We start from the raw sequence: 13,028 nt of genomic DNA, 5'->3' as shown, positions 1-13,028 counted from the left end.
GCACCTAAAATACATACAGAAAGTTGGGGCGCGAAACTATGTCAAAGAAAGAAGCAAATTTTGACTTATACCTACATGATTTGTTGGTTGAAACTGGCATTCAGGCAGACACACAAGGCAGTAATATTGTTCCTATCAATGATGCACTGAAAACAGCGTCAAAGCACCAGACAGGCAAGGCAGGATTTCCAGAATATACGGCGGTTGTGGGTGATTTTGTCCTTGTCATGGAAGATAAGGCAGACCGTGCGAACCTCTGCTTAAAAGAAGCGGACGGCACTATTTCTATGACTGTGCAGGCAACAACAGATTACCCTACACCACCCCGAAATGAGACTACAATCCGCAGACCCGCCGCCGTGAAAAGATCGGCATGGAAGAACGCACCGTAGAAGCAGCCTCCATGTTCGATGTGAATAAGGCTATCATGCGGTGCTTGGTGAAGAACCTCGCTATGTTTGGGCTGGGCCTGTACGTTTATGCCGGAGAGGGTTTGCCGGAAGATGCTGCACCGCAGCCGGAGGCAGAACCGCAACAGCAGCCGAAGCCGAAATCCACCAGCCAAAAGCAAGAAAAGCCACCAGTGCCGTGCATCTGTGCTCGGTGCAATCAACCTATCAAGAGGGTCAAACTGAAGGATGGCTCCATCATGCAGGCCGCAGAGTTTGCAGCTACCCATGAGGGAATGTGCGCAGACTGCTACAAAGCCACCAGATTGAACGTAGCATAAGGCAAATGCTTGTAAATTTCACATCTGTATGCTACTATAATAACAGGAGAAAAGAAGGTGATGGGATGGCGCAAAAGGATACATCTGAAAAAATTCTGGAATCCTATAACGATGTCTTTTCGGACATTGTGAATGTGCTTCTGTTCAACGGCAAACAGGTTCTGTCTGCAGATGAACTGGAAGATCAGGCTCCACGCTCCTACTACAAGGCAGATGGCAAGATTCGTGAAATTGAGCGAGATGTTGCCAAACGCTGGAAGAACGGAAATATTCGCGTGGCCTGTATCGGTTTTGAAAACCAGACCGCTTCTGATCCCAATATGCCGCTCCGTGTCATGGGCTATGATGGCGCAGAATATCGGACGCAACTGCTCAACGACAGCGAAAATCTTTATCCTGTTGTGACGCTGGTGCTCTACTTCGGCCATGATAAACCGTGGAATGGCCCACTGTCCCTGAAGGAACGGCTGAATATTCCCAAAGAGTTTGAGCCGTATATCAACGACTATAAGATCAATCTGTTCCAGATTGCCTATTTGACCCATGAGCAAGTGGAGCTTTTCCGGAGTGATTTTAAGGTCGTTGCAGACTACTTTGTACAGAAGCGGGAAAACGGCGACTATATTCCGAGTTCACAGGATTTGACTCATGTGCAGGAAACGCTTCAACTGCTGAGTATTATGACGAATGATAATCGGTTTGAGGAAGCGTACAATACAAATACCGATGGCCAGAAAGGAGGCCCACGCAATATGTGTGATGTGCTTGATAAAGTGGAAAGCAGAGGCATTGAAAAAGGCATTGCAAAAGGCGTTGTGAAAGGTAAGGCTGAGGGTGAAATTGAAGGCAAAAATCAAATGGCTCTCCTTGTCAAGAAACTCCTCGATCAAGGCCGTATTGATGATGTCAAGCGGGCTTCTGAAGATGAAGTGTACCGCGATCAGTTGATAAAAGAATTTGGCATTCGATAAGACCGGAGGCCCACACAATATGTGCGATGTGCTTGATAAAGTGGAAAACCGTGGCATTGCGAAAGGCATTGCAAAAGGCAAGGCTGAAGGCAAAATCGAAGGCGAAGATACGCTGGCTTTACTGATGAAGAAATTGTTCGATCAGAACCGTATCGAAGATGCAAAGCAGGCTTCTGAAGATAAGGATTATCGCACTCGGCTGATGAAAGAATTCGGCATCAGCTAAGAAAAAAATTATATGTACAACTGGGGGAGCGTCTTCGGATGCTCTCCCTTTACTTTTGCAGGGCAGTCCGTGTGGATTGTCCTGCTTCTTTATATAAGGAGAAGACAGATTATGACCTTTCATGCAATGACCGAACACTACGAAGAAATTACGGTTTGCGGAAAGCCTGCGCTGTTCACCAGCATCCGCATCAAGAGAGATACTGTCCCGGATGGTCTGTACACCTACGATGTCCGGCACGACAATGAGTGCCGGGGCATCCCGTGTGAGATCGCACCCTTTGTGATGGTCAACCACTGGGGCACCATCATCCTTGCGGAACCGCTGGACGATGGGCGGCGATATATTGACGAGGAAACGGACTGGAATTATGCTCCGTTTGGAGGAACAGAGAAAAATCAAAAGCCATGTGTCACAGTGGAAGAATTTATAAAGACCTATGTGAAGCAGAAATGACAGAAAACTTGTGCCGGAAAAGTATTAAAAATGCCGTAGAGGTAAAAGAGTATCAAATTCTCTATCATTTGAGAGAGGTGCGTCAGCAAATCGGCAACGCTAAAATGACGTTCGGCATTTTTGATACAGAAAGAAAAGAGTTATGAGCATCTATGGCTATTGCCGCATCTCTACGGCAAAGCAGAGCATTGACCGCCAGATCCGCAACATCAAGGCAGAATACCCGACTGCCCATATCGTGCAGGAAGCTTACACCGGTACATCCATTTTTCGCCCGGAGTGGCTGAAGCTCTATCGGATTTTGAAATCTGGTGATATAGTGGTATTCGATTCAGTATTCCGGATGTCCAGAAATGCAGAAGAAGGTTTTTCTTTGTACGAAGACCTCTACCACAAGGGTATCCGACTGGTGTTCTTGAGAGAGCACCACATCGACACCGAAACCTACAAAAAAGCCCTGTCCGGCAGCATCGCCATGACAGGGACAAATGTGGATTTCATCTTGAAGGGCATCAATGAATATCTGATGGCGTTGGCCAAGGAGCAGATCAAGCTGGCCTTTGATCAATCCGAAAAAGAAGTTGCCGACTTGCACCAGCGCACCCGTGAGGGGCTTGTGACAGCGAAGCTGAACGGAAAACAGATCGGCCGGAAAAAGGGTACTGGATTTGAAACGAAAAAATCCAGAGAAGCCAAGCAGATCATCCGCACCCACTGCAAGACCTTTGGCGGCACACTTGACGATGCCGAGTGCATGAAACTCACAGGTCTTGCCCGGAATACCTATTATAAATATAAGCGTCAGATTCGGGAGGACGCTGAAATGAAGGATTGACTTCTATGTAGAAGAAGTGCTGCAAAAGCGGACAGAAGGAACACGGTACATTCAAAATGAGAATGCCGTGTTCCTTTTTTGTGGCTTGTGTAGGATGGACAACCATACCGTCCAGCCAAATCTGTATAATGAGGGCAGAAAAGTGACGGAATCATAAGACAGAAGGAGAAGAGCGTATGAAAAAATTTTTGATGGTACTGTTGAGCATTGCATTTGTGCTGAATCTTACAATTGTGATTGGGCTGATTGGCGGATATGGTTCGCCACGCCGGGCGCTTTACACAATCACAGACGAGCTGATGAACAGTGCATATCGCTTCAAAAAAGGTTGGCAATTTAAGAATAGTCTACCTTGACTTTTTAGAAGATGGACAGGCTGCTTGTCCATCTTTTTTTGTATACTGGAGTTGTGCAAAAGAGACAAAAATTTTTTTGTAATTCTGTAAAACGACAAAAATCACACAAAGAATTGCGACTGCTGTTGCACTGTGTTACAATGAGCAGAGAAGGAGAATGAACTGTGCGTAATAGTAGATTGGACCGTATACTCTATATCCAACAGGTGCTGGTACAGGGCGGTGTGCTGAACAAACAGCAGACGGCTGACCGCTTCGGTGTCAGTGAGAAAACCATCCAGCGCGACCTTGACACCCTGCGCAATCATTTTGCAGACAGCGAGCCGCGCCGGGAGATCTTATACAACTCCGCAAAGGGCGGCTATCTGCTGGATGACACGCTTTCACGCTTCCTCACCAGCAGCGAGATTCTGGCAGTGTGCAAGATCCTGCTGGAGAGCCGCTCCATGGTCAAGGAGGAGATGTTCCCCATTCTGGACAAGTTGGTGCAGGTGTGCACCCCGCTGGACCGGTTGAATCAGGTGAAGAGCCTCATCAGCAATGAGCGTTTCCATTACGTTGAGCCGCAGCACGGCCGGAAGTTCATCGAGAGCCTGTGGGAGATCGGTACGGCAGTAGAAAATCACAATGTTATGGAAATTACCTACTGCCGCACCCATGACGGCGAGACCCGTGTGCGCACTATTGAGCCGGTTGGCATCCTGTTCAGTGAGTATTATTTTTATCTGGCAGCGTTCATCGAGGGCATCGACAAGGATAAGCACTTCAAGAACCCACAGGATAACTCACCTACCATTTACCGAATTGACCGTATCCAGAGCTATAAGACGCTTGACCGACATTTCACACAGCGGTATGTCAACCGCTTTCAGGAAGGTGAGATGCGGAAGCGCATCCAGTTTATGTACGGTGGTGAATTGCAGACCATCCGCTTCGAGTATACTGGGCCTAGTCTGGAATCGGTGCTTGACCGACTGCCCACTGCAAAGGTTTTGCAGGTAACGGAAAAGGGCTGGGTCGTGGAAGCGGAGGTGTTTGGCACGGGTATCCAGATGTGGATACGTAGTCAGGGGGACTATGTAAAGGTACTTTAAGAATGGAAAAGAGTGAGAATATGAAATTGGATCGCCTTTCTGTGGCACAGATGCTTCAGGAACACCCAATAAAAAACGAGCAGGAAGGATACCGGCAGCGATACCTTTGGGTATTGGACTATGTGGTTCGTAAGTATTCTACAGAAGATGATTGGGCCAATGCAGCTTTAACGCTGTATCGTTCGGTATTGCTGGATGGAAAAGAACCTGAACATACCGAAAGAGGACTGCCGAAGAACCTGAAGGTGGCGACTGCAACTAAATTCCGTGCGTTCAAGTTTTTTTCTTACCGGTATTGCCTGCTGGCAGATTGCATTTTTATAGCAGCATTTTCGGACAGGGAAAAGGGCAAAAAGATCTTTGCGGAGCTGGAAGCGTTGTACCAGAAGCGATATCGGAAAAAGCTGCGAGAAGTTTTTGAATTTTTGTATGGAGCAGAAAATTCGTTGAAAGGTATCAGTCAACTTGAATACTTCCGAGACTGCTGGACGAAAAACAGGGCATTTCAGCAGCAGGTTCCGATAAAAGTTTTGATCACCGCAACGATGAGTGCCGGAAAATCTACTCTTCTGAATGCGCTTGCAGGCAAAAAAGTAAACAAAACGCAGAACGAAGCCTGCACTGCAAAGATCCATTCTATTTTTAATAAACCGTATGAGGATGGATTCAGCTATGAATGGGATGGCGCCTTGAATCTGAATGCCGGTCTGGAAGACCTGATGAATGACAGCGTGGACAACCAGGCGGAATATATTTCTGTTGGTACGTTTTTCCGTTCATGTTTTCCAGAAACACGCCGGGTTTGGCTGATTGATACGCCGGGTGTGAATTCTGCGGATAACGTAGAACATAAAATAATCACGGAAAAATTGATTCGGGAAACAGACCCTGACATGGTGATTTGTGTGCTGAATGGACAGGCAATCGGAACGGACGATGAAAGAAAGCATCTACTCTTCCTTAAGGAGCAGTGCAGATGCCGGATCCTGTTTGTAATCAACAAAGTAGATTCCTACCGTAAAAATGAAGACTCGATCCGGCAAACACTGGAAACTACCCGGAAGGAATTGGAAAAGGTCGGGTTCCAATCTCCCTGTGTGGTGCCGGTATCTGCATATGCGGCTTTTCTGGCCAAGCAGGCCTATTGGGGAGAGCCGATGGAGGAAGAAGAAGCGGACGACATGGAACGTCTGGCACATAAGCTGAAACGTGATGCATTCCGGTTGGATGTCCTTTATCCGAAAGAGAGCGCAGGGTCTGACTTGCCTGCTGATTGCAGTGAGGCAGAGCAGCTGATGCTGCATTCCGGCATTTTGAATTTGGAAAATATGATTTATCATATAAAGGAGCAGTAAAATGAGAAAAATCTATCTTGAGTACAATCCTTACAAGGTCGAAACAAAAATTCTTGTGGATGACGTGACACCCAAGCGCAACAGCCGTCTACAGGTAAAGGATCGCCGTTTGCAGGAGTGGATTGAGGATATGCCGGAGATCCTGAAGGAGGAGTGCCGCGATACGGAGTATCAGCTTACATTTCATGGTACGAACCCGGACTATGAAGATGTGGAGGCAATGGCAATTGATGCAGAAAAAATCGGCCTTCACATTTCGTTGGAGCACTTACCGGCAAGGGAAGTGGCAGATAAGGAGGCCAGCATTGACAGGATCTTTCAGGAGATTCAGAACGGTCCCTTTAAAGAACTGAAAACGCCGGATATCAAGCGCGCATTCACACTGGCCAAAAGCAGCGACTTTGAGGTGAGCGTGGTAGCGACCATGAGCTCCGGCAAATCTACATTGATCAATGCGCTGCTGGGGCAGAAACTAATGCCGGCTAAGAATGAGGCGTGTACAGCTAAAATCACGGAGATCCATGATAATGACCAGCCTTGCTTCTCGGCAGAGGCTTTCGATAAAGCTGGTAAACTGCTCGGACGTTATGAGAACCTTACGCTGGGCGTAATGAACGAACTGAACAAGAAGGAAAGTAAGGCGTTCAGAGTGCGCGCGAAGGGAAATATCCCCTTTGTACCGGCTGATGATGTATCGCTGGTATTGATCGATACGCCGGGTCCCAACAATGCCTGCGACCCCTCCCACCGGATCGCAACCAGAAGAATGCTTTCGGAATCTTCCAAGGCATTGGTACTGTATGTCATGAATGCAACGCAGCTTGGCGTGGATGATGATAACATCCTGCTGAGCGAAGTGGCTGAGAGTATGAAAACGGGCGGTAAACAGTCGCGCGATCGATTTATTTTTGTGGTGAACAAGCTGGATGAATTCAAAAAGGGAGAGGACAGTGTTCCTTCTGCACTGAAAAAAGCACAAACCATCTTGAAGAACCACGGTATCGAGAACCCCAATATTTATCCGGTATCGGCATTAACGGCACTGGAAATTCGCACATTGCTGGCAGACCCTGATGCGGACGAGGATGATGTCGAAGATGCTATGAGTAGAGTGAAAAAATTCAATAAGCAGGAAGAAAAGCACTTTGAAACGATGGCACCGCTTACACCCTCCGTCCGCAATCAGATCGAGCAGAAATTGGCTGCGGCAAAAGAAGCCAAGGACGCTAAGGGCGAAGCGCTGATCCATTGCGGAATCCCCTCGGTGGAAGCTGCGATCCGTATGTATGTGCAGAAATACGCCAAGACGGCAAAGATCAAGAACATTGTGGATACCTTTACCGCAAATCTGGAAAGTGCCCATGCCATGGAAAAGGTCAAGCAGGAGATCGTGGAGCAGAGCGACCGGGCGGAAGAGTACAAACAGCAGATCGAGCAGATCAAGCAGAAGCTGGAAGATGGTGAGACTGCGAAAGCGTTCAAGCAGAAGGTGCAGGCAATCAACTACGATCAGGAGATCCAGCGCGAAGCAAACCGTACAGTTGAGGAGGCACAGAAACGAATTACAACGGAACTGACAGAGGGCGAAGAAAAACTCAGCCCGGAACAGGCAGAACAACTTTGCACAGAGTTTGCTCAGTTCGCTGAGAACCTGCAGGAGGATATGCAGGTAAAACTGGAAAACCTGATCGAGAACCATGTGAAGAAAAATGCCGGAAAGCTGCTGGAAGAATACCGCAAAAGGCTCTCGGATCTGGCAGAAGATCTGGAAGTGGGCAGTGTAAACATTGCGCCGATCAGCCTGATGTCCGGTGCAATCAATTCCAATGTGTCGGAGTTGATCACGCAGCTGTCTCAGACAGAACAGGTCAAAGTGGACGAAGAGTGGGTGGAAAATACCAGCAAGCGGTGGTATAAGCCGTGGACCTGGCTCCAGAAAAAAGGCCACTGGAGGGATGTGATGGAAGACCGGACTTTCATTGATAAAAACCAGTTGGCACAGCAGTTCTTTGCGCCCATTGAGGAAAACCTGTTCATGAACCGTGAAAATGCGATTCGGTTTGCCCAGCAGCAGACCCGGGAAGTAAAACGACAGTTCTCACTGAAATTTGATGAGTTGGATCGTCTTTTGCGGGCAAAGATGGACGAACTGAATGAATGCGTTGACGATAAGAAAAATGCTGAAAAGCGCTTGAAGGAATCGCAGGAAAAGCAGGCATGGCTGGAGGATGTCCAGAACCAGCTGAATGCGATTCTGGATATCTGAGGAGGTGGAAAAATGCTTTCTCCGAAATTTAAAGAGGCGGTAAAAAGCCGTAATGTTCTCCGTACAAGGATCATGATCAAAGACGCTTTTGTGACAGACCCGAGCTGTGCACTGGTGGACGAGATGCTCCAGTATGCGAAAGATAATGGACTTAAACTCATGGAACCTTATGATGGCGGTGCTATGAAAAGATTTTCCGGTGAATGGAATCGTGCTGCACTGAACGATGAACTTGCAAAACTGATGAATAATTTCTCAGAAAATCGAATCCGAAATTTGCGTTCGATGACAAAAACAGTACTTGGCGCACAGGGAAACAAAAACGGTAAGACGATAATCAAGTGGAAGGCCTCTAACGATTCAATTGGCGAAGCACTTGCCACTATGAGAACTGAAGGCGACAATATCAAAGAGGTACTTGAGCACACCGAAGCAGCAGGAAGGAAATGGACTAAGAAAGATGTGGATGACATGGAAAAGGCGGCTAACCGTATTTTGAATGCAGTCAGACAGTATAAAGACAATCTGCCGACAAAAAGGTGAGAGCTATGAAATTTACGAAAGAGTTTACAGATGCTGTTGAGCAGAAAAACCGGCTGCGGGTCCGCATTATGCTCAAGGATGCGTTTCTGCTGGACAAAACCGGCGATACGTTTGACAAGATGGAGCAGTATGCCGCAGAGCGCGTGCCGGAACTGTATGAAGCACATGATGAAGAGACCTTGCTAAACCAGCCGGAGCAGTGGACAGCTAATTATTTCAATGAACAGATGACAAAGCTCGTCGGCAATTTTTCACGAGAACGGGTGGCGCTGCTGAAAAAGATGGCAGCGGCGCTGTTTGGAGAAAAAGCGGAAACTGCTGCACCGACAGAACGGACGGAAACGTCCGCACCGGAGCGGGGCAAGCTGTCCGGCGGTATTTGGGTGGCAGCTGGTGTGGTACTTGTGGTGATTATGCTCCTTGTGGCCGCGTTTTTCCTGAAGAACGGAGGTTGTGCAAATGGATGAAGGAAACCAGAATACTGTGGCCTTGCAGAATGTCGGCGAAAAAAGCATTACGATGCAAAAGCTGAACCATGACTATCAGACGGCCTTATGTGCAGTGGATGACATGATCCTGAAAAATTATGTCACAGACCTGTCGCAGATGGAGATCGTGCCGCTGGATAAGGAAGCGCTCAAAAATAATATCCGGGATAATGTGGACTTTTTTAAGATCACCGAAATGGTCTACGAAAAAGAGGAAGAAGCTGTCCACAAGTTTGCCAGCGTGTTCAATACGCTAGCGCTGACCGAAAGCGCTGTGTATGTGATCATCAACAGCGACGGTGTAAAAACGGATTTTTACATGGGCATCCGTGCATCGGACGAAGAACGAACGACCAGTTCTTTGAAGAATCTGGTGGAAAAAACACTCAAGGGGCAGTTCCCCGGGGTGAAAACACGGGATTATGACACCTTGGATGAAGTGCAGGAAGTTCTGGGACGGATCAAGACAAATAGCATTGCGGCAGTCACCTGTGTGGCCAATAATAAACTCCAGCAGGAGCATACGAATGCTAACTTTGTACAGGGACTGGAAAAACTGGTGCTCTCCATGCAGGGCGAAAAATATACAGGGATCATCATGGCCAATGGCACTACGCAGGCGCAGCTCCGCGAACTGCGCCGCGGGTACGAGACCGTATACAGCCAGCTTTCCTCCTTTGCAAGTACGCAGGTGAATTATACCCAGAACCGGGCGCAAAGCTATACGCTTTCCAACACCAGCGGAACCAGCCATACGGAAGGAAAATCAAAATCCACCTCGGAAAGCGAAAGTACCTCGTCCGGCACATCTCACAGCGTTTCGCAGGAGAATGCAGCGGCTAAAGCAGTTAAGGGCGTAGCAGCAGCGGCTACACTCGTCGGAGCCGCGCTGGCACCATTTACAGGCGGAGCCAGTATGGCGGTAGGCGGTATTGTTTCCGGTGCAGTCGGAATGGCGGGCTCGTTTATCTCTCGCAGCGAAAGCAATGGCACATCGCAGTCGGAAACCAATTCCAAGACCTACAGCTCCAGCAAAAACTGGTCGGATAGCAGCAACCAAAGCACAACGGAAGCAAACGGCACCACGAACAGCAGCGGCGAGGGCATGACGGTTACCATGCATAACAAAACTGTGGAAGATATGCTGGAACGCATTAACAAGCAGCTGAAACGCATGGATGAATTTGAAAGCCTGGGTATGTTTGAGTGCGCAGCGTACTTTACCTCAGAGGATCAGTATGCGGCAGAAATGGCGGCAGCTACCTATAAAGCATTGATGCGCGGCGAAAACTCTGGCGTAGAGGTGGCTGCGATTAACCTGTGGGGACAGGGACAGCAACAGACAGAACAGGTAGGGCAATATGTTGCCAACTTTATCCACCCAGTATTTTGGTATAACGGCCCGGCTGGCCGCTTGCAGGTGACCCCCTGCTCACTGGTCAGCGGCAACGAACTGGCGATCCACATGGGGCTGCCTCGGCGGTCGGTGTGCGGACTTCCGGTGGTAGAGCACGCAGATTTTGGCAAGGAAGTGGTCTCCTATAACCAGAAGGAAGAAGGCGCAGACCTTCTGCTAGGCAAGATTTTCAATATGGGCAGTGTCTGCAAAAATACAGTACGGCTCAACCGCAATAGTCTGGCGATGCACACCTTTGTAACCGGCTCTACAGGTTCCGGCAAGAGCAATACCGTGTATGAAATACTCAGCCAGCTGGATGCCGGCGGCGTAAATTTTATGGTCGTGGAACCGGCCAAGGGCGAGTACAAGAATGTGTTTGGTAACCGTTCGGATGTTCATGTGTATGGCACAAACCCGAAGATCACAGAACTGCTGCGGATCAATCCGTTCCGCTTCCCGGAGGGCATCCATGTACTGGAGCACATCGACCGTCTGACCGAGATCTTCAATGTCTGCTGGCCGATGTATGCGGCAATGCCCGCGGTTCTCAAGGACGCCATGCTGCAGGCCTATGAAGTATGCGGATGGGATTTGCAGACCTCAGAGAATGAATACAGTGAAGAACTGTTCCCGACCTTTCAAGACTTGCTGACGGAATTGGTGGATGTGATCAATCGTTCTGCCTACGATCAGGAAGTCAAGAGCAACTATCGTGGTTCATTGGAGACCCGTGTTCGGTCACTGGCAAATGGACTGAACGGGCAGATCTTCTCGGCAAATGAAATTCTGGAGAAGATCCTGTTTGATGAAAATGTTATTATAGATTTGAGCCGGGTCGGTTCGGCAGAATCTAAAGCGCTGATCATGGGCATCCTTATTATGCGGCTGAATGAATATCGGATGACTTCCTGCACGGAAATGAACGCTCCGCTGCGTCATGTTACGGTGCTGGAAGAAGCACACAACATTCTGCGCCGGACTTCTACAGAGCAATCAGAAGAGGGCTCTAATGTAGCGGGAAAATCGGTGGAGATGATTGCAAACTCTATTGCAGAAATGCGCACTTACGGCGAGGGCTTCATTATTGCAGACCAGTCTCCGAGTGCGGTTGATATTTCAGCGATCCGCAACACCAATACGAAGATCATCATGCGTCTGCCGGACGAGCAGGATCGTCAGCTGGCCGGTAAGGCTGCTGCGTTGAAGGAAAATCAGCTGGATGAAATTGCGCGTTTGCCCAAAGGTGTGGCGGTTGTATATCAAAATGATTGGGTTGAGCCGGTGTTGTGCAAGATTGGAAAGTTCGATGGTGAAGAAAAGCCGTATGTGCACAAACGGACATTGGATAATATCAAGACTGCATCGGGTGAAAAGCTCTTGCTGCAAAATCTTTTGAAAAAAGAAGAAGGAGAATCGTTGGAGCTAAATATACAGCAGCTGAGGCAAATTTTGCTGCGGTTGCCAGTTCCAACAAAAACAAAAATCGCAGCGTTAAAAGCACTGCAGAAGAATGGCCGGTGTACGCAAAAGGATATTCAAGCTGTAGTGTATGATTTGGTCTGCACATCTGTAGTGGAAAAAGAGTTGGACAACGTAGAATCCATTGAAGAATGGCGTGATGTGATCGTCTATTCTGGAAATGTGGAATTGTCGGATTTGAGCCGCAATGTGCAGAACCAGATAGGAGAATTGATCTTACGCGAGCAGATAGAACGTTTTGGCCGTCCTGAAACATACCTGACGCAGTGGCAGGATTTCTGCAAAAGGAAGGTGCTGTAATGAGCAATTATTTCAAGGAAGTTGCAGAGGCAAACGAAACCTCTGAGACGGAAAAGAAGAAGACCAGTACTGCATTTGAAAATGATAAAAAAGCAGATGCGAAGGAAGTAAAACGCATTCATACAATCAATGAGCAGTACGAAGGAAAAACCTACCCCGGAACGAATGTGGAATACAAGCGTGTCCGTATTCAGTATCACGGTGAAAAAATTGAGGGGGTATTTCCTCAATTTGAAGGAAAAGACAGAGAGGTGCTACCAAGAAAACTATACGAGGCATCTGACGATCAACAATTTTCGTATTGCACAAGAGCATTGGCGAAAAAAATTGAACAAGACCCATCACTTGCTAAGCAATTTACGCCTCGTCAGCTGGAACAAATCAAGAACGGCGAACCTAGGATATCCGGTTTGACATGGCACCATACAGAGCATCCTGGACAGATGCAGTTGATAGACTCAGATGTACATAGTAAATGCCGCCATACCGGTGGCCGGAGCGTCTGGGGCGGCGGCTCAGAGTGCAGATAA

General features: G+C 48.1%; 14 protein-coding genes. All 14 read left to right on the top strand.

The window, feature by feature from the left end:
- Positions 1 to 38: 38 nt before the first annotated feature.
- Positions 39 to 392, top strand: a complete 354-nt coding sequence (locus DXB44_RS04140; RefSeq protein WP_199680567.1) for a hypothetical protein — start codon at positions 39 to 41, stop codon at positions 390 to 392.
- Positions 374 to 730 (top strand): DUF1071 domain-containing protein, encoded by a 357-nt coding sequence (locus DXB44_RS04135; RefSeq protein WP_243111021.1) that lies wholly within the window; start codon positions 374 to 376, stop codon positions 728 to 730. Before DXB44_RS04140 ends, DXB44_RS04135 begins: the two co-directional genes overlap by 19 nt.
- A gap of 65 nt (positions 731 to 795) precedes the next feature.
- Entirely contained in the window at positions 796 to 1,701 is a 906-nt protein-coding gene (locus DXB44_RS04130) for an Rpn family recombination-promoting nuclease/putative transposase (protein WP_118657842.1), read from the top strand.
- Positions 1,702 to 1,720: 19 nt separating this feature from the next.
- Complete coding sequence (locus tag DXB44_RS04125; RefSeq protein WP_118657841.1) at positions 1,721 to 1,927, top strand: hypothetical protein; 207 nt, start codon at positions 1,721 to 1,723, stop codon at positions 1,925 to 1,927.
- 111 nt (positions 1,928 to 2,038) lie between these two features.
- Positions 2,039 to 2,383, top strand: a complete 345-nt coding sequence (locus tag DXB44_RS04120; protein WP_118657840.1) for an LPD28 domain-containing protein — start codon at positions 2,039 to 2,041, stop codon at positions 2,381 to 2,383.
- Between the two features lie 142 nt (positions 2,384 to 2,525).
- Positions 2,526 to 3,218 carry a recombinase family protein gene (locus DXB44_RS04115; protein WP_118657839.1) on the top strand — a complete coding sequence of 231 codons (693 nt, stop codon included), beginning with the start codon at positions 2,526 to 2,528 and terminating at the stop codon, positions 3,216 to 3,218.
- A 176-nt stretch (positions 3,219 to 3,394) separates the two neighbouring features.
- Complete coding sequence (locus DXB44_RS04110) at positions 3,395 to 3,574, top strand: hypothetical protein (protein WP_118657838.1); 180 nt, start codon at positions 3,395 to 3,397, stop codon at positions 3,572 to 3,574.
- 164 nt (positions 3,575 to 3,738) lie between these two features.
- Positions 3,739 to 4,668 (top strand): WYL domain-containing protein, encoded by a 930-nt coding sequence (locus tag DXB44_RS04105; protein ID WP_118657837.1) that lies wholly within the window; start codon positions 3,739 to 3,741, stop codon positions 4,666 to 4,668.
- 20 nt (positions 4,669 to 4,688) lie between these two features.
- The gene (locus DXB44_RS04100; RefSeq protein ID WP_158581873.1) at positions 4,689 to 6,023 is read left to right on the top strand and encodes a dynamin family protein; all 1,335 of its coding nucleotides are present in this window, start codon (positions 4,689 to 4,691) and stop codon (positions 6,021 to 6,023) included.
- A gap of 1 nt (position 6,024) precedes the next feature.
- Positions 6,025 to 8,289: a dynamin family protein gene (locus tag DXB44_RS04095; RefSeq protein ID WP_118657835.1), complete on the top strand. Its 2,265-nt coding sequence runs from the start codon at positions 6,025 to 6,027 to the stop codon at positions 8,287 to 8,289.
- Positions 8,290 to 8,301: 12 nt separating this feature from the next.
- Positions 8,302 to 8,832, top strand: a complete 531-nt coding sequence (locus DXB44_RS04090; RefSeq protein WP_118657834.1) for a hypothetical protein — start codon at positions 8,302 to 8,304, stop codon at positions 8,830 to 8,832.
- A 68-nt stretch (positions 8,833 to 8,900) separates the two neighbouring features.
- On the top strand, positions 8,901 to 9,299 hold the full coding sequence (locus DXB44_RS04085) for a hypothetical protein (protein WP_158581872.1): 399 nt from the start codon (positions 8,901 to 8,903) through the stop codon (positions 9,297 to 9,299).
- Complete coding sequence (locus tag DXB44_RS04080) at positions 9,292 to 12,498, top strand: ATP-binding protein (RefSeq protein WP_118657832.1); 3,207 nt, start codon at positions 9,292 to 9,294, stop codon at positions 12,496 to 12,498. Before DXB44_RS04085 ends, DXB44_RS04080 begins: the two co-directional genes overlap by 8 nt.
- Positions 12,498 to 13,028, top strand: a complete 531-nt coding sequence (locus DXB44_RS04075) for an HNH endonuclease (RefSeq protein ID WP_118657831.1) — start codon at positions 12,498 to 12,500, stop codon at positions 13,026 to 13,028. Before DXB44_RS04080 ends, DXB44_RS04075 begins: the two co-directional genes overlap by 1 nt.

This window comes from Faecalibacterium sp. OM04-11BH, assembly GCF_003482185.1.
GTDB classification, from domain to species: Bacteria; Bacillota; Clostridia; order Oscillospirales; family Ruminococcaceae; genus Faecalibacterium; species Faecalibacterium tardum.
This window is presented reverse-complemented; position numbering and strand designations above follow the sequence as displayed.